At 71.6% G+C, this 22,343-nt stretch carries 21 protein-coding genes and 1 pseudogene; 12 read left to right on the plus strand and 10 right to left on the minus strand.

All coding sequences use genetic code 11. From position 1 onward, the window contains the following. Nucleotides 1-18: 18 nt before the first annotated feature. The 5 genes and pseudogenes from TBIS_RS15945 to TBIS_RS15965 form a co-directional block, all read right to left on the minus strand. On the minus strand, nt 19-786 hold the full coding sequence (locus TBIS_RS15945; RefSeq protein WP_013133431.1) for an enoyl-CoA hydratase/isomerase family protein: 768 nt from the start codon (nt 784-786) through the stop codon (nt 19-21). Beyond that, nucleotides 783-2,171: an amidase gene (locus TBIS_RS15950; RefSeq protein WP_013133432.1), complete on the minus strand. Its 1,389-nt coding sequence runs from the start codon at nt 2,169-2,171 to the stop codon at nt 783-785. The genes TBIS_RS15945 and TBIS_RS15950 overlap by 4 nt, the downstream gene beginning before the upstream one ends. Beyond that, nucleotides 2,164-2,849, minus strand: a pseudogene (locus tag TBIS_RS19965) (SDR family NAD(P)-dependent oxidoreductase). The gene TBIS_RS15950 and the pseudogene TBIS_RS19965 overlap by 8 nt, the downstream one beginning before the upstream one ends. Nucleotides 2,850-2,889: 40 nt before the next feature. Further along, nucleotides 2,890-3,705 (minus strand): alpha/beta fold hydrolase, encoded by an 816-nt coding sequence (locus tag TBIS_RS15960; protein ID WP_013133433.1) that lies wholly within the window; start codon nt 3,703-3,705, stop codon nt 2,890-2,892. Beyond that, on the minus strand, nt 3,702-5,306 hold the full coding sequence (locus TBIS_RS15965) for an AMP-binding protein (protein ID WP_013133434.1): 1,605 nt from the start codon (nt 5,304-5,306) through the stop codon (nt 3,702-3,704). The genes TBIS_RS15960 and TBIS_RS15965 overlap by 4 nt, the downstream gene beginning before the upstream one ends. Before the next feature lie 160 nt (nt 5,307-5,466). Here TBIS_RS15965 and TBIS_RS15970 point away from each other — a divergent pair, with 160 nt between their 5' ends. Next, nucleotides 5,467-6,138 (plus strand): TetR/AcrR family transcriptional regulator, encoded by a 672-nt coding sequence (locus TBIS_RS15970; protein ID WP_013133435.1) that lies wholly within the window; start codon nt 5,467-5,469, stop codon nt 6,136-6,138. Between the two features lie 1,117 nt (nt 6,139-7,255). Next, nucleotides 7,256-7,924 (plus strand): DUF4328 domain-containing protein, encoded by a 669-nt coding sequence (locus tag TBIS_RS15975; RefSeq protein ID WP_158306194.1) that lies wholly within the window; start codon nt 7,256-7,258, stop codon nt 7,922-7,924. A gap of 381 nt (nt 7,925-8,305) precedes the next feature. Here the strand turns inward: TBIS_RS15975 and TBIS_RS18330 are convergent, their stop codons facing one another. Both TBIS_RS18330 and TBIS_RS19355 read right to left on the minus strand, forming a co-directional pair. Further along, nucleotides 8,306-9,394: a hypothetical protein gene (locus TBIS_RS18330; protein ID WP_013133437.1), complete on the minus strand. Its 1,089-nt coding sequence runs from the start codon at nt 9,392-9,394 to the stop codon at nt 8,306-8,308. Nucleotides 9,395-9,697: 303 nt separating this feature from the next. Beyond that, nucleotides 9,698-9,838: a hypothetical protein gene (locus TBIS_RS19355; protein WP_158306195.1), complete on the minus strand. Its 141-nt coding sequence runs from the start codon at nt 9,836-9,838 to the stop codon at nt 9,698-9,700. Nucleotides 9,839-9,914: 76 nt separating this feature from the next. Here TBIS_RS19355 and TBIS_RS15990 point away from each other — a divergent pair, with 76 nt between their 5' ends. From TBIS_RS15990 to TBIS_RS16005, 4 genes are all read left to right on the plus strand, one after another. Next, entirely contained in the window at nt 9,915-10,565 is a 651-nt protein-coding gene (locus TBIS_RS15990; protein ID WP_013133438.1) for a hypothetical protein, read from the plus strand. Beyond that, nucleotides 10,565-11,095: an OmpA family protein gene (locus tag TBIS_RS15995; RefSeq protein ID WP_013133439.1), complete on the plus strand. Its 531-nt coding sequence runs from the start codon at nt 10,565-10,567 to the stop codon at nt 11,093-11,095. Before TBIS_RS15990 ends, TBIS_RS15995 begins: the two co-directional genes overlap by 1 nt. Nucleotides 11,096-11,331: 236 nt before the next feature. After that, nucleotides 11,332-11,805 carry a carboxymuconolactone decarboxylase family protein gene (locus tag TBIS_RS16000; RefSeq protein WP_013133440.1) on the plus strand — a complete coding sequence of 158 codons (474 nt, stop codon included), beginning with the start codon at nt 11,332-11,334 and terminating at the stop codon, nt 11,803-11,805. Between the two features lie 340 nt (nt 11,806-12,145). Next, complete coding sequence (locus TBIS_RS16005; RefSeq protein WP_013133441.1) at nt 12,146-13,474, plus strand: TrpB-like pyridoxal phosphate-dependent enzyme; 1,329 nt, start codon at nt 12,146-12,148, stop codon at nt 13,472-13,474. Nucleotides 13,475-13,826: 352 nt separating this feature from the next. On the opposite strand, the gene hypB is transcribed toward TBIS_RS16005, so the two are convergent. From hypB to TBIS_RS16020, 3 genes are all read right to left on the minus strand, one after another. Further along, nucleotides 13,827-14,612, minus strand: coding sequence for a hydrogenase nickel incorporation protein HypB (gene hypB, locus TBIS_RS16010; protein ID WP_013133442.1), 786 nt, complete (start codon nt 14,610-14,612; stop codon nt 13,827-13,829). 6 nt (nt 14,613-14,618) lie between these two features. Then, the gene (locus TBIS_RS16015) at nt 14,619-14,957 is read right to left on the minus strand and encodes a hydrogenase maturation nickel metallochaperone HypA (RefSeq protein WP_013133443.1); all 339 of its coding nucleotides are present in this window, start codon (nt 14,955-14,957) and stop codon (nt 14,619-14,621) included. 222 nt (nt 14,958-15,179) lie between these two features. Continuing rightward, the gene (locus tag TBIS_RS16020; protein WP_013133444.1) at nt 15,180-16,238 is read right to left on the minus strand and encodes an AraC family transcriptional regulator; all 1,059 of its coding nucleotides are present in this window, start codon (nt 16,236-16,238) and stop codon (nt 15,180-15,182) included. Nucleotides 16,239-16,523: 285 nt separating this feature from the next. On the opposite strand from TBIS_RS16020, the gene TBIS_RS16025 reads away from it, so the two are divergent. From TBIS_RS16025 to TBIS_RS16050, 6 genes are all read left to right on the plus strand, one after another. After that, nucleotides 16,524-17,060 (plus strand): DUF1641 domain-containing protein, encoded by a 537-nt coding sequence (locus tag TBIS_RS16025; RefSeq protein WP_013133445.1) that lies wholly within the window; start codon nt 16,524-16,526, stop codon nt 17,058-17,060. Between the two features lie 79 nt (nt 17,061-17,139). Next, nucleotides 17,140-18,111 (plus strand): NADH-quinone oxidoreductase subunit B family protein, encoded by a 972-nt coding sequence (locus tag TBIS_RS16030; protein WP_013133446.1) that lies wholly within the window; start codon nt 17,140-17,142, stop codon nt 18,109-18,111. 60 nt (nt 18,112-18,171) lie between these two features. Further along, nucleotides 18,172-19,770, plus strand: coding sequence for a nickel-dependent hydrogenase large subunit (locus tag TBIS_RS16035; protein ID WP_206206781.1), 1,599 nt, complete (start codon nt 18,172-18,174; stop codon nt 19,768-19,770). Nucleotides 19,771-19,894: 124 nt separating this feature from the next. Next, complete coding sequence (locus tag TBIS_RS16040) at nt 19,895-20,710, plus strand: hydrogenase maturation protease (RefSeq protein WP_013133448.1); 816 nt, start codon at nt 19,895-19,897, stop codon at nt 20,708-20,710. Next, on the plus strand, nt 20,710-20,973 hold the full coding sequence (locus TBIS_RS19210; RefSeq protein WP_013133449.1) for a hypothetical protein: 264 nt from the start codon (nt 20,710-20,712) through the stop codon (nt 20,971-20,973). The genes TBIS_RS16040 and TBIS_RS19210 overlap by 1 nt, the downstream gene beginning before the upstream one ends. A 1-nt stretch (nt 20,974) precedes the next feature. Continuing rightward, a complete protein-coding gene (locus TBIS_RS16050; RefSeq protein ID WP_206206783.1) occupies nt 20,975-22,225 on the plus strand; it encodes a tetratricopeptide repeat protein in 1,251 nt (416 codons plus the stop codon). The last annotated feature ends 118 nt before the right edge of the window (nt 22,226-22,343 follow it).

Below are 22,343 nucleotides of genomic sequence, written 5' to 3' on the forward strand. Positions count from 1 at the left end.
ACAACGTGGGGTCCTTCACTACTCGGTCGGTCGGGAGGAGGCGGACGGGACATGCCGTTGCCGGGCCGCGGCGACGAGACTCCGGCGCTCCGGGCTCGCCAGGAGCTCAACGCGCACCTTCTGCCAGAGGGAGTCGGCGTACCTGCCCTCGTCGAGCTCGCGGAGCAGCCGGCGCGTCGCGCCGACCGCCGCCTTGGGCAGGGCCGCGATCGAGCGGGCCAGCTCCAGTGCCCGCTCCCTGGCGTCGGGGTCGGCCCGGTGGGTGGCGATGCCCGCTTCGACGGAGGCCACGGCGTCGAACCGCTCGGCCAGCAGCAGCATCCGGGTGACCGTGGCGCGCGGCAGCGTGGCGTGCATCCGGCGGATGGACTCGGGGTTGTAGAGGAGGCCCAGTTCCACCGCCGGCACGCGGAAGCAGGCCTGCGGGCCGGCGACACGGAGGTCGCAGGAGAGCGCGAGCTCCACCGCGGCTCCGATGCAGGGACCGGAGACCGCCGCCACCGTCGGCACTGGAGCGTTCCGAAGGGCGGTGCACGCGGCGCTGAGTTCGCGGTCGAACTCCAGATCCGACGGCGTTCCGGTGAGGTCGGCGAAGTCGGCGCCCGCGCTGAACACGGGACCGGTGGCGCTCAGCACCACCGCGCCCACGTCCGCGGGCATCGGCTCCACCATCTCGCGCAGCGATCGCAGCAGCGCACGCGAGAGCGCGTTGCGCCGCTCCGGCCGATCGAGCCGGATCTCGAGCACGCCATCCAGCCGGTGCGCGACGATCGCCGATCCGGTCATTTCGGCGTTCCCGCGAGCGTCTCCGCCATCCAGCGCTCACGCACCGGACGGTGATCGAACCCGAGCGCCTCCTCGAGCTCCTCGGCCACGTTGAGCAGCAACGCGTCCGCGCCGCAGCGGGCGACGAGCTGGGCGCCGATCGGCAGCCCGTCCGCGAGGCCGGCCGGCAGGCTGATCGCCGGCGTCGCCGCCACGTTGAACGGGGCGGTGAACGGGAACGCCCCCCAGAGCCAGTCGACGTCTTCCCCGGCGATCTGCGTGGGGCGCTGCCGGTGCGGGAACGCCACCGTGGCCACCGTCGGGGTCAGCACCACGGAGTAGTCCTCGAAGAACCGGTCCACGCGCCGCCGGAACTCGACCAGCCGCTCCCTCGCTCGGGCGACGTCGGCGCTCGTCTGCCGCGCGGCCGCCCGGAGCGTGGCCAGCATGTACCGGGTGAGGAGCTCGGGACGCTGCAGCAGGTGCTGACGCTCCCGCAGCTCGTCGTCGAGCACGAGCGGGCCGAAGATCTCCTGCCAGCCGCCGATGGGGACGTCGCACTCGACGACGTCGTGGCCGAGATCGGCCAGGATGCGGGCGACCCGCTCGACCGCGGCCCGTACGGGCGCTTCCACGGGCCGGCCGCCGGGCCGGGCGCAGAACCCGATGCGCAGCCGCGGGGGCGTCTCCCGGGCGAACCGCCGCTCGGCGAGCACTTCGGTCACGACCCTGGCGTCGTCCACCGTCCACGCCAGCGGGCCGGCGGTGACGAAGTCCGTCATGGCCCGGAAGCCGCGCTCGTCGGGGCAGGTCCCGGTGGTCGGCTTGAACCCGACCAGGCCGCAGAACGCCGCCGGGATCCGGATGGACCCGCCGCCGTCCGAGCCGAGCGCGGCGGTGGCCAGGCCCCCGCCCACGGATGCGGCGGCTCCCCCGCTGGACCCGCCCGAGGTACGGGAGGGATCCCAAGGGTTCGCGGTGTCCGGGATGAGCAGGTTCTCGTTCGTGGCCGAGTGGCAGAACTCCGGCACGTTCGTCTTGCCCGGGATGACCACCCCGGCCCGCCGGAGCCGGGCCACCGCGCCGGAGTCCGAGCGGACGATCCGGCCTCTGCAGGTCAGCGAGCCGAACGTGGTCTCATAGTCGGCGAGGTCGAAGGCGTCCTTGATGGACACCGGAACCCCCAGCAACGGCGCGCGCTCGCCGCGCCGGTAGCGTTCGGCGGCCTCCTCGGCCTGCCGCCGGGCCAGCTCCGGGGTGCAGGTGATGTAGGCGTGGAGCTGCGCGTTGACCGCGTCGAGCCGCGCCAGCAGCGCCTCCGTGACCTCGACCGGGCTGAGCGTCCCCTTCGCGTACGCGGCGGTGAGATCGCGTATTCGCCAGTACACCGGCTGCTGCTCAGCCAACGGGATACACTCCCCCGCTGATGCCGTAGACCTCGCCGGTGATGTAGCCGGCCTCCGGGCCGACGAGGAAGGACACCAGAGCCGCCACGTCCTCGGGGCGCCCGACTCGGCCGACCAGGGAGCGCTTCTCGGCGTATCCCTCGAAGAACTCGTCCGGGTAGATGCGGCGGAGGAACTCGTTGTAGATGAGGCCGGGCGCGATCGCGTTGACCCGGATGCCGAACCGCCCGTTCTCGGCCGCGGCGACCCGGGTCAGGGCCAGCACGCCGGCCTTCGCCGCTGGGCCTGCATGATCGGCAGGGCGTAGCGCATGGTGTAGAAGGTGCCGTTGAGGTCGACGTCCAGGCAGCGCCGCCACGTCTCACTCGACATCTCGGCGACCGGCTCGATCTTGCTCCAGCCGGCGTTGTTGATGAGGACGTCGAGCCGGCCCTTGCGCTCGGCGATGTCGGTGATGACGGACCGGACGGCGGACTCATCGGTGACGTCCAGCAGGTAGGAGGAGAACTCCCGCCCGAACTCGGAGCTCAGCTTCTCCGTCTTCTCACGGAGCCGCCGCTCGTGGATGTCCGTGACCACGACGTCGAATCCGTCGGCGGCGAGCCGGTGCGCGACGGCGGATCCGATTCCGGCACCGGCGGCGGCGGTGACGAGGGCGACCTGGCGTGACTCCATCATTCCTCTTTTCCGTGCGGTTTCCGTGCGGTGCTCGGTGACGTCACTTCTCGACGCACTGCCGGAGCACGTCGACGGTCCGCTCCGGCTGATCGATCAGCATCAGATGCCCGGCCTCGGCGATCTCCCGGTACTCGGCGTGCTCGATCGCGCCGAGAATGATGTCCGCGGCCTTGCGCGGGCAGAACGTGTCGTGCTCGGCGCCGATGACCGTCACCGGCGTCTGCGGAGTGATCGCCTCAAGCTCCGGGGTGAGCGGATTCCCGGACAGCGAGGCCATCGCGGTCGCCGCGTTGATGTACCCGGCACCGTCGCCGACCGCCTCGACCCTCTCCCGGGTCACCGCGTCCACATCGACCGCGGTGTTGTGCAGCGCCGCTGCGGTGTCCGAGCGGAGCGCGGCGGCCTGCGCGGCCTTGTCCCCGCCGCGGAACAGCTCGATCCGCTCCGCGTAGAACCCCGCCGCCGCGCGGCCGACGACGCTGGACGTGCCCATGACAACGGCGTGGCGCACCAGGTCGGGGCGGGCCGCGGCCGCGGAGAGCACCACGGTGCCGCCCAGGGAGAATCCGACGCCCACGGCCGGCCCGGTCACCTGCTCCAGGAAGGCCAGGAAGTCGTCCCGGAGCTGAGCGAGGGTGCCCTGGGCGTCGCCCACCGTCGTCCGCCCGTGCCCGCGCAGGTCATAGGCATAGGTGGTCACCTTGGTGAGGCCTCGCTGTACGGGTTCCCAGCTCCGCCCGTCCTGGGCGAGCCCGTGCACCAGGACGACGGGAGGACCGTCACCGGCGCGGGTGTAGTGCACCTCGATGTCGTTCAGGGTCACCTTGTGCTCGGTGATCCCGCCGCCGGAACTCATGATTCCCCCTCTTGCGCGACCATTTCCCGGAGTACGTTCTTGCGGATCTTTCCGGCCGGCGTCTGCGGCATGTCGGAGACGATGACGAGCGATTCCGGCCAGAGCCTGCGCGGAACTCCCTGTCCGGCGAGCCATTCGGTCAGCTCCGCCAATGTCGGTGCCTCGCCGCGGGGCTCTATGACCGCGCAGATCCGTTCGCCGAGCCGTTCATCCGGCCGGCCGACGACGGCGACCCGGGCGATCTTCTCGTGTTCCGCGAGCGCGTTCTCGATCGGCACCGGGGCGATGTTCACGCCGCCCCGGATGATCAGGTCCTTGAGCCGACCGGTGATGCGCAGATAGCCGTTCTCGTCGACGACGCCGAGATCACCGGTCCGGAAGAATCCGTCCTTGGTGAAAGACGACCGGTACAGCGCGTCCTGCCCCACGTACCCGAGGAAGAGCGAGGGCGTCCGCATGACCACCTCGCCTTCGGTGCCGCGCGGGGCGATCTCGCCGTCCTCGGTGATGACCTCCAGGTGAACGCCCGGCAGGACCTTCCCGCAGCTATTGGCGATCAGTTCCGGCGGGTCGTCCGGGAGGCTCGAGGTGGCGCCGCCCTCGCTCATCGCCCAGATCGATGCGACGAGGGTGTTCGGCATCTCCTGCCGGGCGCGCTCGATCAGCTCGGGTGGGACCGGCGCACCACCGCACAGGAAGACCTCCATGTCGGCGAGCTTCGGCTCCGGCGAATCCCACTCCGCGTTGACGAGATCGACCAGGAAGGGAGTGGCGGCCACGGTGATCGCGCACCGGTGCCGTGCCACGAGCTCCAGCGCGCGCCGGGGGTCCCACCGGTCTTGGATGACCAGTTCCGCACCGGTCAGGATCGACATCCTGACCCCGTGCCAGAACCCGGTACTGTGCCCCAGGGGTGAGGGCATGAAGATCGATCGGGCACCGGTGACGCAGTACCGCTCGATGACCCCCTGGTTGTAGGCGGCGAGGCTGTCCTCGGAATGGGCGATGGCCTTGGGGTGCCCGGTCGTACTCGAGGAGAAGAGGATGTGCGCGGTCCCCGGGGGCAACTCCGGGGTGGACGGTTCCGGGCCGGTGAAGTCCGCCCAGGTCCGCTGCTCCTGGTCGCCTTCGATGAGCAGCACGTGCAGGCGGCGGCCGAGCTGTTCCGCCACCTGCTTCGTCTCGGTGGCGAAATCACGGCCGCGGTGGCGGGCCGGGCAGACCAGCGCCTTGGCGCCGACCAGCTGAGCGGTGTAGGCCAGGTGCCCGGGATCGCTCGTCACCGGCGCCGTCGCGGGGATCAGATCGGCACGGACGGCGGCCAGATGGACTGCGAGCCACTCCGTCCAGTTCGGCATGGCGATGAGCACGACGTCACCGGGAGCGAGGCCCCGGGCCCGCATCTCGCCGCCGATCGCGTCAGCGAGATCTCGCAGCTCGGCCCGGGTCAGCCGGTGGCCGCGGTCGTCGATGACCGCGGTCTTGCCCGGGTCCTGCCGGAGAAGTTCTTGGAAGGCCTCCTTGACGTGGGGAAGCCGGCGCGGTGGCTCGGCATGCCCCGCGGAGGCCTCGGTGGTGACGGCGACCTCACTGGTGTCCACGTGACTTCCTTCGACGCGAGAGGCGACTGCCGCGGTGGATGGGCAGCTCGATTCTGTGGCCCGCCCTACCGCAAGTCAAGAGAGTGACATCGCTTTTTTGAAAAGGCGATGTCGCTATCACGATGGCCTGCTACGATCAGTGCCGAGGGAGAGGAGGGTGATGGCGCACACGCCGAGCACCGCCAAGGGCAGGAACACCAGGGCGCGGATCCTGAGCGCCGCCCGGCAGGTCTTCGGTCGCGACGGATACGTCGGCACCACCATGAGCGCGGTGGCTTCAGAGGCCGACATGTCCCTGGGAGGGCTCTACCGGTACTTCCGGGACAAGGAAGACCTGTTCGCCGCCCTCATCGCGGACACCCATGAAGAGCTCTTCCAGGCCAGCGGCAACACGCCCCACGACCTCGCCACCAGCCCATACGAGGCCATCCTCGAGGCCAACCAAGGCTACCTGACCCACTACCACCGGAACCGCGACATCATGCGGACCCTGGTCGAGGCGGCGAGCGTGGAAGAGCGGTTCCGCGACTACTGGTGGGAGATGCGCAACCGCCACATCGCCCGGTTCGCCACGGCGCTGAAGGTCAAGTGCGGCATCGAGGAGGTCGATGGCCTGGCCGTGGACGACCTCGCCGAGGCGGCGGCGTGCATGGTCGAGCAGTCCGCCTACGTCTGGTACGCACAGGACCGGCTCCGCGAGGCGACCATGCCCATCGACCGGGCGGCGCGCATCGTGACCCGGATCTGGTACAACGCGTTCTTCGGCGGCGAGACGCCACCCGCCGGGCGAGGGTCGCACCCCGGCGAACGGTACGCCACGGCCGACGCGTGATCCCGCCCCGCGGCGGGCGGTGGGGCATCCGTGGGAACCGGCCCCGGCCGGCACGGCCGCGCTCGTAGCGGATCATGTCGCACGCCCGGGCTGAGACGTGCCCGGCGGCGCCGGTGCGGCGGTTCGCCGGCGCACGCGGCCTGACAGCGCGTATCCGGGCCGGGAGCGTCCCGCATCATCGGCTCGGCTCCTCCTCCCCTCCAGCCGTGTCCCCGGGCGTCCACCGCGCGTCTGCTCAGGGGCCATCCCGCATGCCGACCCGGCCGGGCACGCAGGTGCTCGCGGATGAAAGGAATGCCGGTCGATCGGGCCCTCGTGCCGGCCCCGCACGCCCGCCTCCCTCGGTCGCGCGCCGTGCCGGCACGCCTCCGCCACCCCAGCGCCCGCCCCGCTCCCCGCGACCCCCGGCGATTCCGGTCAGTGTGCCGGTCCCCGCATGACGGTGCCGCCGGTCACGAGCGGAGTGCCCACCGCCGGCGCCGCCTCGGCCTCCGGCGATGCCGTCAGGCCGGCAGCTGCCGAACGCGCCCCAGAGCCGCCGCGGCCGTACCCCGTCACGGTGGGGTGATAAGGGATGACTTATCGCGACCCCTCCCGTTTCCGACCCTAGGATGATGATCCGCAAGGGTTTCGGGTCAGGAACGGAGACAGCCGGATGTAAAGCGCCCGCGGGCTCACCGCTCGCCGTCGGCTGTCGCTGAGGCGCTATCGCTAAGGAGTTCAGGTGTATCCCCCTCCGCCGTCCACCCCCAATTCACCATGGCCGCCGCCCCCTCCGGGGCAGGTGCCGCCGCCGGCCGGGCCGGAACCTCACCCTGGATCCCAGGTCCCGCCCTCCGCCGGGCCGGGGTATCACCCCGGATCCCAGGTTCCGCCTGCGGGGCCGGGACCTCACCCGGGAGCTCAGGTTCCGCCGCCGGCCTATCCCCCACCGGGCGGCGCCGGCCAGCCGCACGGCGGCCCCGCCCAGCCGCACAGTGGCCCCGCCCAGCCGCACGGTGGTCCCGCTCAGCCGCACGGTTACCAGCCGCCCATGCCCCCGCCGCCGGGGGCCTACGGGCAGCCCATGCCTCCCGCACCGGGACCGCACCCGGCGGCGCCCGCGCAGCTCCGGCCGGTGCGCGGACTGAGAACGGCCGCCGTCGTCATGCTGGCCATCGACGCCGTGGTGTGCCTGATCGCGTCGATCATCGACGTGGAGCGCGCCGCGCTCATCCAGCGGATCATCGACGACGAGCCTGTCGAGATCGAGGAGATCAAGGCCAGTGACGCGCTCTATGCGGCCTCGGGCCTGCTGGAGCTCGCCGTCTATTTCGTCACGGCCGTCATGTTCCTGATCTGGCTCTACCGGGCCCGGATCAACGCGGAGCTGCTGAGCCCGTGGCCGCACCGGCGGAGCAGACCGTGGGTGATCTGGGGATGGATCGTCCCGATCATCAGCCTCTGGTTCCCCAAGCAGATCGTCGATGACATCTGGGCGTCGTCCCAGCCCGGTGTCCTGGCGCGGTCCCGGGATCTCGCCTCGGCACCCCGATCCGGCCTGATCTGGGCATGGTGGCTGGCGTGGGTGTTCAGCCTGTGGATCGGGCAGGTGTCGGCCCGGCTGTTCCGGAAGGCCGACGAGCTCCCCGAGCTCAAGCAGGCGGCGCAGATGGACATCTTCCTCAACTTCGCGACCATCGTCGCGGCGATCCTCGCCATCGCGGTCGTGCTGTCGATCACCCGGCACCAGGAGAACCACCGCCTGACCGCGATGTCACCGTGGCAGCCGCACCCTCCGATGTGACCCCGCTGCCCGGCCGTGCCGGGCGCGGCGGGTTCGCGGCCGCCTGCCGGCGCGGACGCCACCCGCGATAGACCACCGCGCCTTCCCGCACCGCCCCCGCGCCCTCCCACGCCGGCCGGGGACGGCCCGCCGTACGGGCACACCCCGCGGCGGCGAGCGGCGCGCCACGCATCACGCCAGGCCGGTTCCCCGCGCCGGCCCCGCCGGTCCGGTACGGCATCGCCCGCGACGGCACGCCGTACCCACCGACGGCCTGGGCACGATCGGGCGGCCGGGTCCCCCGGACACCGGAGCGCGGACCGCCGCCCGGGCACGCCCCGGTCGCCACTCGATCAGGCCAAAGGAACCCGGGCCCTGGCCGAGCCGGCCGAGCTCCCGCCATCACGGCAGGTCGGGCTGCCAGATGACGCGCTCGGGGTAGACGTGCGCGATCGGGGAGAGCCGGTATCTGCTGCCCTCGGTGGCGTCCGCGTCGAACACCCAGCCGACCCCTTGGTACGCGAACGGGGTGGCCTGCCGGGCCGCGGTGCACCGCTCGGGGTCCGTCACCACCGTCTGGCCCGGCGCCACGGTGAGCACGTCCGTTTCCCGCATCCCGGGGCACGGATTCCACGAGTCGGCCCGCACGTACTCCAAGCGCGCCTTGACCTTCGACGGCGCCTCCCCGCGATTCTCGATCTTGAGTGCGAAGAGGATCCGGTCCGCGTCCACCCGGGCGCAGACCCGCCAGAGGACCTCGTCCGGTCCGTCATAGGGGGCACTGCACCGGCTGTCCCCGCCGAGGGTCCCCTTCTCCAGGCCGGCGGGTGCCGCGGACGACATCCGGGTGATCGGTGTGGCCGGCACGGAGGAGGATCCGGACGCGCGAGGATCCTGCGGCCGCTCACCCACCACGATGGCCGCTCCCACCGTGGCGGCGAGGGCGACCACCGCGCCGCCGACGGCGAAGGTGCGCCGCGTCAGCCATCCATGCAGGCGCCGCCACCGCGGCGTCGCTCCGTGGCCGGCCGCGGGAACCGCTCCGTCCGCGGGCGGGGCGGGAGCGCGGTCCGCCGCCCGGCCGGTGTCTCCGTCCGGGTACGGCACGGCCGCTGCGGGGGCGGTGGCGGCCTGTGGTGCGGCGCCGGTCTGGGGTGCGGCGGCGCCGTTCATGGAAGTTTCGAGATACTCGGCCGCCCGTGCTCTCCAGCGCTGATGCGGCTCAAGCCGCTCGCGCGCCCGGTCCACCCGCTCGGCGAGCCGGATGAGCCGTTCGGCGTCGGCGCCCGGTAACCGCAGCGCTTCGGCGATCTTCTCGGCCAAGCCGGCGCCGGGCAGGGCGATCCGGCTCGACCAGATCTGCTTACGCCCGCTGAGCCAGCGGGAGATCCGGGACTCATCAGCGGATACCCCCAGATCGCGCAGCCGCTTGACGAGCACCTTCGCCGGTAGGCCCGCCCGATCGACGACGGCCCGGAACTCGCCGGACACTCATCCAGCGCCGTGCCGAGATCGTCGGCCAGCTTCTCGAAGCCCACCTCCGCGTCGTGCATTGGGTCGGCTCCCCCTCGCCCCGTCGTACCGCAGCCCGATCTACGCAGGTCACTGCACCGGACCCGGAATTCGCGCCACGCCGAACCCGCGGCGGCCGCTGTGGCGGCGAACACCGCGGTGGCCTGTGGCGAACCTTCACCGCCAAAGCTAGATCAAATCACTGGGGAGATTGAGCATGATCAGAAAAGTCGCCTTACCGATCGCACCTCGGCCGCGAAGCCCAGGCCCTGGGACGCCACGTCAGACGAGCGACGCCGACCTCTCCCGGCTCTGGATCCGCAGCGGCCCGGATGGCCTGATCACCCAGGTCCAGGGCCGTTGCCGCGAGGCGCCCATGCCGGCCGCGGATGGCTTGAGGATCTTCTTCTCTCCGCGCTGCACCGGCACGCAATAGGTCAACTCATTGGCTGACTAATCTATCGGTTGCCAAGTAAATGGTCATTTAGGAGGGTGATTAATGGGTCGCCGGACTTGGATACCCGGCATCCTCGTCCTCGCGTTGACCCTCTCCGGCTGCGGCATGCTCGGTTTTCAGGGCGACGTCAGCGCGCGGGACGTGTCGCAGACGGAGAGCAGGGCGGAACAGAACACCACCGAGGACCGGGAGCAGAACACCCAGGACGCGGAAGCCCAGGCTCAGCGAGACGCCTCCGCGGAGCAGGCGGGCTCGGCCACGCCCGGGGTCGCGGACACCTCCAAGGCGATCATCAAGGCGACCTTCGACGCGCCGTTCGCGCCCAACGGGAAAGTGGACGTCGCCATTCACAGCTTCAAGCGCCGCGGGAAGCTGGTGGACCTGGTCTTCTCGCTGACGCCGCGCCTCCCCGAAGGGCAGGAGCACCATGAGAAGCAGCTCAGCCCGTTCGACATCCTGGGGGATCAGAGCTTCACCGTCACCTTGATCGACACCGTGAACATGAAGCGGCACGTCGTGGTCAAGGACTCCCGGGGCAAGGAGCTCAAGCCCGACGACGTGTGGACCGAGACCCACCTCGGTCAGCCGATGGTGCTCACCTACACCTTCGCGGCGCCGCCGGAGAACGTCACGAAGATGGACGTGCACATCGCGAACTGGGCGCCGTTCACCGACGTCCCGCTGGAGTCGTGATGTGGCGGGCATTCGCCGCACTGCCGCTCCTGCTGACCACCCCGAGCCCGGAGCCCTCGGTGCCGCCCTCGGCGATCCAGGAGTCGATCAGGGACCTGGCGGTCTCCGACTTCATCCGTGACCTGACGCTCACCATCGAGCCGCTGGAGGTGGAGACGCAGGTCGGCGACCGGACCACGGTGTCGATCTCGTCGGACGTGCTCTTCGCCTTCGACAAGGCCGACCTCACCGAGGTCGCCAAGCGCCGGATCGCCGAGCTCGCCAAGCGCCTGCAGAACGTGAAGGGCGTGGTGCTGGTCGAGGGGCACACCGACGCGCTCGGCTCCGCGGCGTACAACCTGCGCCTGTCCCGGCTCCGCGCCAACGCGGTCAAGGAAGAGCTGAGCAAGGCGGTCCCCGGCCTGCAGATCAAGGCCGTCGGGTACGGCGAGACCCGCCCGATCGCGCCCAACAAGACGAAGGACGGCAAGGACAACCCCGAAGGCCGGGCGAAGAACCGCCGGGTGACCATCTCCTACCGGGGTGGCTGACCGTTTCCCGGGGTAGGGCCTACTCCGCGGGCCGCCCCGGGTGCCCGGTGCTCCCGGCCGTCTCCGCCGGCCGGGAGCGGCCCGCTCACGAACGGAACCGGGAAGCCGCTCACCACCGCGATCCGTCCACGGCCCAGGCCTCCTGCCGCTGTGCTCGGGCATGGAGCGTCGCGTCACATTCCGGCGCGCCGTTCCGCCGGAGAGGCGTACCGGTCGACAACGGCAAGGAGTGCGCCATGGAGCCACGGTTGGACCTGCTGAGCACCCGGGCCGGCGGCGACCTGTTCACGATGCTGGTCTCGGCGAACAACGCGCTCGCCGCCTCGCCGCTGCCGCGGGCCACGCAGGAGCTGGTGAAGATCCGCGCCAGCCAGATCAACGGTTGCGGGTTCTGCGTCGACATGCACACCAAGGAGGCGGCGCACGCCGGGGAGAGCCCGGTGCGCCTCAACCTGATCGCGGCGTGGCGGGAGGCCACGGTGTTCACCGGCGCCGAGCGCGCCGCCCTGGAACTGGTGGAGCAGGGCACCCGGCTCGCGGACGCGGCCGGTGGCGTGACGGACGAGGCGTGGGCGGACGCCGCCGAGCACTACGACGAGGAGCAGCTCGCCGCCCTGGTGTGCCAGATCGCCCTGATCAACGCCTTCAACCGCCTGAGCGTCATCGTCAAGCGGCCCGCCGGTTCGTATCGGCCCGGCCGGTACGCGTGACCCGGCGGTCTGGCCGGTACACGTGACCCGCCGGTCTGGCCGGTACACGTGACCCGCCGGTCTGGCCGGTACGCGTGACCCGGCGGCCCGGCCGCCGACGTTCCGGCCGGCCTCGCCCGGAAACGGGCCGGCCCTCGGCGTTTCCCGCCCTGGGCGCGGGCGGCCCGGCGGGCGGGAGCGCGGAGGGTCCCACCGCCGCGCCGCGCTCCTTGGGCGGCCGGCGAGCCGGCCCCGGCCCGCGCGCCGAGGCGGGGGATTCCTTCCGGCTTGTGAGACAAGCCATACCACGATCCGGACAGATCCGCTTGGACGAGCAGCTCCGGTGCGCCAAACTGGGGCGATGATCGACCTACCTCGTCACTGGTACAACATCCTGGCCGACCTGCCCACCCCTCCCCCGCCTCCACTGCACCCGGGCACCCTGAAGCCGGTCGGACCGGACGATCTGGCGCCACTGTTCCCGATGGAGCTCATCGCCCAAGAGGTGAGCACCGACCGGTTCATCGAGATCCCGGAGGACGTGCTCGACATCTACCGGCTCTGGCGGCCCACCCCGCTGATCCGGGCGCGGCGGCTCGAGCGCGCCCTCGGCACCCCGGCGCGGATCTACTACAAGTACGAGGGCGTCTCCCCCTCCGGCTCGCACAAGCCGAACACGGCCGTGCCGCAGGCGTACTACAACGCCAAGGAGGGGATCAAGAAGCTCACCACCGAGACCGGTGCCGGGCAGTGGGGCTCGTCGCTCGCGTTCGCGTGCGCGCAGTTCGGCCTGGAGTGCGAGATCTGGATGGTCCGCTCCTCCTACGACCAGAAGCCGTACCGGCGCACGCTCATGCGCGTGTACGGCGCGACCGTGCACGCGAGCCCGTCCCCGGTGACCGAGGCGGGCAAGAAGATCCTGGCGGAGAACCCGGACTCCCCGGGCAGCCTCGGCATCGCGATCAGTGAGGCGGTGGAGGTCGCCGCCGCCTCGCCGGACGCCCGGTACGCGCTCGGCAGCGTGCTCAACCACGTGCTGCTCCACCAGACCGTGATCGGTGAGGAGGCCCTGCGGCAGCTCGCGGAGCTCGGCGAGACCCCCGACCTGATCATCGGCTGCACCGGTGGCGGCTCCAACTTCGGCGGGCTGGTCTTCCCGTTCCTCCGGGAGAAGCTCCAGGGCAAGATCAACCCGGTGATCCGGGCGGTCGAGCCGGCCGCGTGCCCGTCGTTCACCCGCGGCACCTACGCCTACGACTTCGGGGACACCGCGGGGCTGACGCCGCTGCTCAAGATGCACACGCTCGGCCACGACTTCGTGCCCGACCCGATCCACGCCGGCGGCCTTCGGTACCACGGGATGTCGCCGCTGCTCTCCCACGTCTACGAGCTCGGCCTGTTCGAGGCGGTGACCCGGAACCAGACCGAGTGCTTCGAGGCGGGGGTGCGGTTCGCCCGCGCCGAGGGCATCATCCCGGGCCCGGAGCCGACGCACGCCATCGCCGAGACCATCGCCGAGGCGCTGCGCTGCAAGGAGACCGGCGAGGAGAAGGTGATCCTTACCGCGCTGTCCGGCCACGGCCACTTCGACCTCGGCGCCTACGACCGGTACCTCTCCGGCGAGCTGGAGGACTTCACGCTGCCGCCGGAGCGCATCGCGGAGTCCCTGGCCACCCTGCCCAAGGTCTGACCGCTCGTCCGGAGCGGTCCGCGCGCCCGGCGCCACCCCGTGCCGTACGGCACGGCCGGTGCGCGACGGCCGCGCGGCGAGGTGGGCCCGGCCTGCCCAGGTCCGCCGTGGACGGGCCGGGCCCGCCGTTCCGGCCGGGCGGGATCCGGTGCCCACGGCCGTTCGGTTCCGGGCGTACGGGACCGGGTGCCTACGGGTGCCCGGGCCGCTCCGGGCGTACGGGACGGAGTGCCCGCCTTCCCGGGGCCGGTCCGGGCGGACGGGCGGAGTCCCGCGGCTCCGCGCCCGTGATCAGTGCGGACCGGGTGCGGCTCAGGACCGGGGATGGCGAGCCGCGGGTCCGCGCCGGTGATCAGGGCACCCGCTGCCGGGAGCCGAGCCCGCTCAGCCAGGCGCACCACTCGTCGATCCCGGTGCCGTTCTTCACGCTGGTCTCGATCGTGGCCGCCGCCGGGTTGACCGCGCGGAGGTTGGCGTAGAAGGCGTCCAGGTCGAAGTCGAGGTACGGCAGCAGGTCGATCTTGTTGACGATGACGAGGTCGGCCGTGCGGAACATGATCGGATACTTGAGCGGCTTCTCCTCGCCCTCGGTGATCGAGTAGACCATCGCGCGGGCGTGCTCGCCGACGTCGAACTCCGCCGGGCAGACGAGGTTCCCGACGTTCTCGATGACGAGGAGGTCGAGCTCGTCCAGCGGCAGGGACGGCAGGGCGGAGCGCACCATGGGGGCGTCGAGGTGGCACTCGCCGCCGAAGCCCTTGCCGGTGTTGACCAGGGCGATCGCCGCGCCGAACCCCGCGAGCCGGTCCGCGTCGAGGCTGGTCTCGATGTCGCCCTCGATGATCCCGATCCGCATCCGGTCGCTCAGCCGGCGCAGCGTCTCCCGGAGCAGGGAGGTCTTGCCGGCCCCGGGGGACGACATGAGGTTCACCACGGTCACCCCGGCCGCGGCGAAGTCGGCGCGGTTCGCCGCGGCGGTCCTCTCGTTCTCGCCGAGGATCCGCTCCAGCACCTCGACGCGTTCGGCACCGGTGGCGTACCCCGAGTGGTCACCCACGTCACGGGCCGCCGCCTCACCGGGCGCGCCGACGTGGCCGTGGCCGTGCCCGTGATCGTCATGCCGGTGGAACCGTCCCATCGGTGCTCACTCCTCCGCGAGTTCCAGCGACGTGATCAGGAATTCCTCCCCCGAGACGATCTCCACCCGCTGGCTCCCGCACCCGCCGCAGAGCAGGATCGGCGCGGTGATCGTCTCGGTGTGCTCGCACTCGGTGCAGCGGATCCGCGCGGGCACGTGCTCGACGCGCAGCTCCGCCCCGTCGAGCGGGGTGTCCTGGGTGACCAGGGACCAGCAGTAGACCAGGGTGTCGGGGACGATCTGCCGCAGGTGGCCGACCTTGACGTTCACGGCGCGCACCCGCCGCTCCCCCGCGTGCTTGGTGACGACGCCGAAGATGGACTGGCAGATCGACAGTTCGTGCACGGTTCGGGCTCCCTGGGTGTCACGCCGGGTTGCGCCGACGTTACCGGTTCACGCCGTCGTCACGCCACCATCGGCCGCGTGTGCCTCTCCCGCGGTCCGGGCCCCGCCAGCCGTCCGGCCCCTCCGCCGGCCCGGCTCGCCGGGAGCCCCGCGGCCCCGGTCGCGCCACGCGCCATGCGCCCGCCCCTCCCGCGCGCCGGCTCGGGCCGCGCGGGAGGCGGCTCACGACCCGCGGCGCAGGGTCTGCGACGGTGACTCGCCCCAGCGCTTGCGGTAGAGCGCCGCGAAGTTGCTCAGGTGGGTGAACCCCCAGTGCTCCGCGATGTGCGTGACCGTCACCCCGTCGGAGGGGATCGCGTCGAGGAGCTCCTCACGGGCACGTTCCAGACGGCGGTCGCGCAGGTAGGCCATGGGGGTGGTGCCGAGCTCGGCGCGGAACCCCTGCTGGATCGCCCGGACGCTCATCTTCACGTGGCGGGCGATGTCCTTCATGGTGATCGGCTCACGGAGGTTCGCCTCGATGAAGTCGAGCGTCTCGCGCACCGCCCGCTTCATCGGCCGGGGCGCCGGGCGCACGAGCTGCTCGTGGTAGTTGGACGGCTGGACGAAGAGCAGGCTGCTCATGATCAGCTCTTCGAGCGAGCCGATGCCGTGCCCGCGCCGTAACAGCGAGCCCGGGCGGAGGATCTCGGTGCTCAGCAGCTGGATCGCCCCGTTCCACCGCACCGCGGTGTCGGTGAACAGGTCCATCTCCGGCTCGAAGACGATCGGCCGGTTCACCGTACGGCCGAGCAGCCGGGTGAGGAACCGGACCAGCGCCTCCTGCTCGATCCGCATGATGAGCTGGGGCGAGTCGTGGTCGAACCGCATGGTGAGCGCCTGCCCGGGCGAGGTGACCAGGGCGTGGGTGGAGTTCGCCTCGACCGTCCGGTCGCCGAGCCGGCACACGGCCCGGCCGTTCATCGGCATGTGGACCGCGTAGTAGGGGCCGAGCTTCGGGAACTCCACGGTCGCCGCGACGTGCAGGTCGAGGTAGAGCATGGACACGTTGCGGAGCCGTACCCCGTGGAGGCTCGCGGCGAAGCCCTCCGTGGCCGTGACGGTGAGGCGGTTGGCGGATAACGCCTTGCCGATCAGTTGCGACGCCTCGGCCGGATCGTCCGTGTAGAAGATCTCGCGGCCTTCCAGCGCCCGGGGGATCCCCCGCGACCGGGCCCTGGGGCGCACCGGGTGGGACGTGCGCCTGGCGTCGATGAAACCGAACTTGGCCAATCGGGTCACGCTCAGCTCCTCCCTCCGCCCATGGGAGCCGGACGGCGACGGCCGGACCGAACGGAGAGCGGCCGGACAGGCTCCACGGTGCCACTCACTATGGCGGTTTTCTCACCACGCTCGGTGTCTTCGCCTGACCGCCAAGAGTCATTCGCAAATATGACAACGCGTGCGCCTTTGCGATAGCCAGCCCATGTAACGCGTTCCTAACCTTTGGTTACGGGCAGCCCTCATTCCTGTGAGTTTCGTATCCCTTCACCACGAGTTGAAGGGCGACCTTCCGTGGAGGTGCTTGTGGCACCTGACAGCCAGGTCATCGCCCCGAGGACCAGCGAAGCCCTGCTGGCGAAACTCAACGAGCCCCGGGTGGCCGAGGCGCTCTACGACCTGCTCGACCACCTCGACCTGCTGGCCGTCCTGGTCGAAGGCCTCGACGCGCTGGCCCGCCGCGGGGACACGATCGCCGGCAACCTCACCAAAGCCGTGGGGGAGCTACGCCTGGCGGTGTCCACGACACCCGAGGCACTGAAACCGATCGACCTTCCCAAGCTGGCGTCGAGCCTGCGCATCCTCTTCGCCGCCATCTCCGACGCCACCCCCGGCCTGGAGGCGCTGTTCAGATCCGATCTCACCGACCCCCGCGTCGTCGAGGTCGTCTCCATGGCCTCCCGTGCGCTCCGCAAGGGCGCCGAGCAGGACAAGCGTGAGCCCGTGACCTCCTGGACCGTCTTCTCGCTGCTGCGGGTGCTCAAGGACGAGGACGTCGCCCGCGGGCTCGGCTTCCTGGTCCAGGTGGCCAAGGCGCTCGGCCACGAGCTCAACCACGGCTGACCACGCGGCGGCCCGCCATCGCCGTTTCCCCCTCATCGCCCCCGGGGCGTGGTCCGGAGATTCTTCGGGAGGAGATCCCATGTCATCAGTGCTGTGGCTCCAGGGCGGGGCATGCAGCGGGAACACCATGTCGTTCCTGAACGCCGACGAGCCGAACGTCGTCGACCTGATCACCGACTTCGGGCTGGACCTGATCTGGCACCCGTCGCTCGGGGCGGAGCTCGGCGACAACGCGCAGAAGCTGTTCTGGGACTGCGTCGAGGGCCGGCGGCCCCTCGACATCTTCGTCTTCGAGGGCACCGTGATGCGAGGCCCGAACGGCACCGGCCGCTACGACATGTTCGCGGGCCGGCCCATGAAGGACTGGGTGACCGACCTGGCGGCCGCGGCCCAGATCGTGGTCGCGATCGGCGACTGCGCGTGCTGGGGCGGCATCCCGGCGACCGAGCCGAACCCCACCGACTCCACCGGCCTGCAGTTCCACAAGCGCGAGCGCGGCGGCTTCCTCGGCCCGGACTTCCGCTCCAAGATGGGGCTGCCCGTGATCAACATCCCCGGCTGCCCGGCGCACCCCGACTGGATCACGCAGGTGATCGTGGCGCTCGCCACCGGGCGCGCCGGCGACATCGCCCTCGACGAGCTGCACCGGCCGCAGACCTTCTTCAAGACGTTCACCCAGACCGGGTGCACCCGGGTTCAGTTCTTCGAGTACAAGCAGTCCACCCCCTCCTTCGGTGAGGGAACGCGCACCGGCTGCCTCTTCTACGAGTTCGGCTGCCGCGGCCCGATGACGCACTCGCCGTGCAACCGGATCCTGTGGAACCGGCAGTCCTCCAAGACCCGCGCCGGCATGCCCTGCCTGGGCTGCACCGAGCCGGAGTTCCCCTTCTTCGACCTCGCCCCCGGCACGGTGTTCAAGACCCAGAAGGTCAGCGGCGTGATCCCGAAGGAGATCCCCGAGGGCGCCGACCACCTCACCTACATGGCGCACGCGGCCGCGGCCCAGATCGCCGCCCCGCAGTGGTCCAAGGAAGACATGTTCGTCGTCTGACGCCGGCGACGGCGCCCCGCAGTCGGCCATTAGGAAAGGACTGAGCCCTCAATGTCAGTGATGGACCTTCAGGTGAGCCCGCTCGGCCGGGTCGAGGGCGACCTCGATGTACGGGTGACGCTGGAGGACGGCGTCGTCACCTCGGCGTGGACCGAGGCCTCGATGTTCCGGGGCTTCGAGATCATCCTCCGCGGCAAGGACCCCCAGGCCGGGCTGATCGTCTGCCCGCGCATCTGCGGCATCTGCGGCGGCAGCCACCTGTACAAGTCCGCGTACGCGCTCGACGTCGCCTGGCGGACCCACCTCCCGCACAACGCCACGCTCATCCGCAACATCTGCCAGGCCTGCGAGACCCTGCAGAGCATCCCGCGGTACTTCTACGCGCTCTTCGCCCCCGACCTCACCCACAAGAACTACGCGAACTCCCCGCTCTACGACGAGGCGGTCCGGCGGTTCGCCCCCTACGTGGGCACCAGCTACGGCCCCGGCGTGGTGCTCTCCCAGAAGCCGGTCGAGGTGTACGCCATCTTCGGCGGGCAGTGGCCGCACTCGAGCTTCATGGTCCCCGGCGGGGTGATGTGCGCGCCCACCCTCGCGGACGTCACCCGCTCGATCGCGATTCTCGAGCACTGGAAGGACAACTGGCTCGAGAAGCAGTGGCTGGGCTGCTCCATCGACCGCTGGCTGGAGAACCGCACCTGGGACGACGTGCTCGCCTGGGTGGAGGAGAACGAGTCCCACTACAACAGCGACTGCGGGTTCTTCATCCGCTACGCGGTCGACATCGGCCTCGACAAGTACGGCGCGGGCGTGGGCAACTACATCGCCACCGGCACCTACTTCGAGCCGTCGCTGTACGAGAACCCGACGATCGAGGGCCGGAACGCGGCGCTCATCGCCCGGTCCGGCGTCTACGCCAACGGGCAGTGGTACGAGTTCGACCAGGCCCGGATCCGGGAGGACGTCACCCACTCCTTCTACGAGGGCACGGGAGCGCTCCACCCGTTCGAGGGCGAGACCAAGCCGATCGACCCGGAGGTCGGGCGCAAGCAGGGCAAGTACAGCTGGGCGAAGTCGCCGCGGTACGACGTGCCCGGGCTCGGCCACATCCCGCTGGAGGCGGGCCCGCTCGCCCGGCAGATGATCGCCGGCGGCCCGGACGCGGCCCCGCACCAGGACAGCGACCCGCTCTTCGTCGACATCGTGAAGTCGATCGGCCCGTCGGTGCTGGTCCGCCAGCTCGCCCGGATGCACGAGGCGGCGAAGTACTACAAGTGGGTGCGCTCCTGGCTCGACCAGCTCGACCTGCACGACAGCTTCTACACCAAGCCCACCGAGTACCCGGAGGGCAAGGGCTTCGGGGCGACCGAGGCGGCGCGCGGCGCGCTCGCCGACTGGATCGTGATCGAGAATGGCAAGATCGCGAACTACCAGGTGATCACTCCGACCGCCTGGAACATCGGGCCGCGGGACCGCGAGGAGGCCCTGGGCCCCATCGAGCGCGCCATGGTCGGCGCCCGGGTCACCGACCCGGAGGACCCGGTGGAGCTGGCCCACGTGGCCCGCAGCTTCGACTCCTGCCTGGTGTGCACGGTGCACGCCTACGACGGCAAGACCGGTCGCGAGCTGAGCAAGTTCGTGATCAACGGGATGGTCTGACGCGGCGCCCGGGCGGACGCGCGGCCTGCGCCGTCCGCCCGGCCCCGCGGCGACCCCGGCGGACGGGCGCGCATCGCCCCACCTGCCGTGGGCCGGTCATCGCGACGAGTTGGGGGTGAATCGCATGACGCGGCTCCACCGGGAGCCGGCCGAGGGCATGGAGGCGAGCGGGTGCCGGGTGCTCATCGTCGGGTGCGGCAACCTGCTCCGCGGCGACGACGGGGTGGGGCCGATCCTCATCCGGCATCTGTGGGAGCGCGGCATCCCCGATGGCGCGCAGATCGTCGACGGCGGCACCGCCGGGATGGACATCGGGTTCCGCATGCGCGGCGCCCGCAAGGTCGTGATCGTCGACGCGAGCCGGACCGGGGCCCAGCCCGGAACGATCTACCGGGTCCCCGGCCCGGCCGTCGAGCAGCTCCCTCCGCTGGAGGGCATGAACACCCACTCCTTCCGGTGGGATCACGCGCTCGCCTTCGCCCACTGGCTGCTCAAGGACGAGTACCCCGAGGACGTGACCGTGTTCCTGATCGAGGCGGAGCGCGTGGATCCGGGCGCCGAGCTGTCCCCGGCGGTACGGCGGTCGATGGAGAGGGTGATCGAGATCATCGAGGAGGAGTTCCTCGCCGAGCTGGGGCCGCCCGGCCGCCCGACGGTCGAGTTCACCGCGGACGGCTACCTGCGGATGGGCCCGGACCTCGCCGCCCGCCACTTCCCAGGCGGGTCGGCGGTGGCGGTCCGCCGGGCGGGCGAGCTGTGGCTGTACCCGCTGCGCGGGCCGCAGGCGGGCGGGCTTCCGCTGAAGCAGCGCACCCCGGCCGGTGACCGGTCCGTGCTGGTGCGGGAGGCGCTCGACGACCGGGTGCCGGTCGGCACCCGCACCGCCGTCTGGGACGGCCTGCACGGCGCCCTGCGCATCCCGCTCGACGCGGGGGCCTGATGGGGCGCGACGGCGAAGGGGGCGCGCCCCGCCGAGATCGGGAGGACCGCCGGCCGCGCCCGGCCCGGGACCCCGGTGACCTCGACCGGACCGTGGACACCGTGGTCGTGCCGGACAAGGGCCGGTGGGCCGTCGACCTCATCGTGATGTCCCGCGAGTCGGTGGTACGGCACCGCATCTCCGTCCACCCGACCAAGGAGCGCGCCGAGATCAGCGCCCGGATCATCAAGCGGACCGCCGACCGTGACCTGGGGGGCCGTTGAAGTGAGTCAGCATGTGATCGCCGGGGCCCGGACCGCGCCCGTGGTACGGCCCCAGCCGCTCGGGGCGTTCCCGCTGCCCGCGGGCCTGTTGCTCATCCCGGGCGGGGAGGAGACCGAGCCGTGCCGGAAGGAGCTGGTGGCCGGCCGGATCCCCGCGCACTGGCCGGCCGCGCTGCGCGCCCACGAGCTCGCCTTCGCCGGGGACCTCGCCGGGGCGCGGGAGGCGCTCCGCGGCGACGACCCGGTGACCCGGTACAACCGGTTCGTCATCGACCCCGAGGGTGAGGACGAGGAGCGCCTCCGCGCGGACCTCGGGGAGCCGCTCGGCGCCCTGGTCGACCTGGTCCGCTTCACCCTGGGGCGCACGGACGAGCCGCCCGCGCTCGGCGCCGCGGACGGGGAGATCGCCGCGCTCATCCTCTCCGCCCAGGCCACCCACGCGGTGAGCCGCGGCGAGCCCGGGCTCGCGCTGCGGCTGCTCGGCGACGCGGTACGGCTCGCCGAGGGCGAGTCCCCGGCGCTCGCCGGGGTGCTGCTCGGCGCGGCCGCGGACATCCGCAAGGGCGCCGAAGGGCCGAGCCCGGAGGTGGTGGCCGAGCTGCGCCGGGCGCTCGGCCTGCTCAAGGACACCGACCTGCGGGTCGGGCAGGCCGAGCTCCACCTGGCCCTCGCGCTGACCCTGCACGAGGCGGCCGGAGGCCGCCGCGACCTGCTCGTCGAGGCGGTCCGCGAGTACCGCGCGGCCCTGCGGCTGGTGACCTCCGAGGAGGCGCCGGAGGTGTGGGCGGCCGCGCACCTCAACCTCGCCACCGCCTACCTCACCATGCCCATGACCGAGGCGTCCGACCGGCTGCGGCAGGGCATCGCCGTGCAGTCGCTGCGCTCGGCGCTGAAGGTGTACCGGCCGGAGACCCACCCCCGGCAGTGGGCGAGCGCGCAGCTCAACCTCGCCAACGCCCTGGTCTACGCGCCGTCCCGCCACCGGGAGCAGAACCTGCGCGAGGCGGTCGAGCTGTATGAGGCCGTGCTCAAGGTGCGCGACGCCGGAAGCGACCCGCTGGGGCGCGCCCGGGTGCTCGCCAACCAGGGCAACGCGCTCGCGCACCTCGGCATGTTCGGCGAGGCCCGGGAGCGGCTGCACGAGGCCCGGTCCCTGTTCGCCGCGTGCGGTGACGAGGAGGCGGTCCGCACGGTCGACGGCCTCCTCGGGGAGATCGCGGCGCACACCGGCGCGGGCACGGCGGAGGGGTAGGGCCGATGGGCTTGCGCCTGCCGTACCGGAGCCCCGGACTCCCGCCACTGCCCCGGCCTCAGGGGCGACACACCGGCGAATCGGGCGAGATGCCTACCGATCCGCAGGTCACGGGCAT

The sequence above is a fragment of the Thermobispora bispora DSM 43833 genome (assembly GCF_000092645.1).
GTDB classification, from domain to species: domain Bacteria; phylum Actinomycetota; class Actinomycetes; order Streptosporangiales; family Streptosporangiaceae; genus Thermobispora; species Thermobispora bispora.

What these genes read in the sequence shown, in the direction of transcription:
- TBIS_RS19210 (WP_013133449.1), top strand. Translation starts at nt 20,710, where the DNA reads ATGGGGCGCGACGGCGAAGGGGGCGCGCCCCGCCGAGATCGGGAGGAC.
- TBIS_RS16035 (WP_206206781.1), top strand. Translation starts at nt 18,172, where the DNA reads ATGGACCTTCAGGTGAGCCCGCTCGGCCGGGTCGAGGGCGACCTCGAT.
- TBIS_RS16030 (WP_013133446.1), top strand. Translation starts at nt 17,140, where the DNA reads ATGTCATCAGTGCTGTGGCTCCAGGGCGGGGCATGCAGCGGGAACACC.
- TBIS_RS15970 (WP_013133435.1), top strand. Translation starts at nt 5,467, where the DNA reads ATGGCGCACACGCCGAGCACCGCCAAGGGCAGGAACACCAGGGCGCGG.
- TBIS_RS15945 (WP_013133431.1), bottom strand. Translation starts at nt 786, where the DNA reads ATGACCGGATCGGCGATCGTCGCGCACCGGCTGGATGGCGTGCTCGAG.
- TBIS_RS15995 (WP_013133439.1), top strand. Translation starts at nt 10,565, where the DNA reads ATGTGGCGGGCATTCGCCGCACTGCCGCTCCTGCTGACCACCCCGAGC.
- TBIS_RS16040 (WP_013133448.1), top strand. Translation starts at nt 19,895, where the DNA reads ATGACGCGGCTCCACCGGGAGCCGGCCGAGGGCATGGAGGCGAGCGGG.
- TBIS_RS15990 (WP_013133438.1), top strand. Translation starts at nt 9,915, where the DNA reads ATGGGTCGCCGGACTTGGATACCCGGCATCCTCGTCCTCGCGTTGACC.
- TBIS_RS16005 (WP_013133441.1), top strand. Translation starts at nt 12,146, where the DNA reads ATGATCGACCTACCTCGTCACTGGTACAACATCCTGGCCGACCTGCCC.
- hypB (WP_013133442.1), bottom strand. Translation starts at nt 14,612, where the DNA reads ATGGGACGGTTCCACCGGCATGACGATCACGGGCACGGCCACGGCCAC.
- TBIS_RS16000 (WP_013133440.1), top strand. Translation starts at nt 11,332, where the DNA reads ATGGAGCCACGGTTGGACCTGCTGAGCACCCGGGCCGGCGGCGACCTG.
- TBIS_RS15960 (WP_013133433.1), bottom strand. Translation starts at nt 3,705, where the DNA reads ATGAGTTCCGGCGGCGGGATCACCGAGCACAAGGTGACCCTGAACGAC.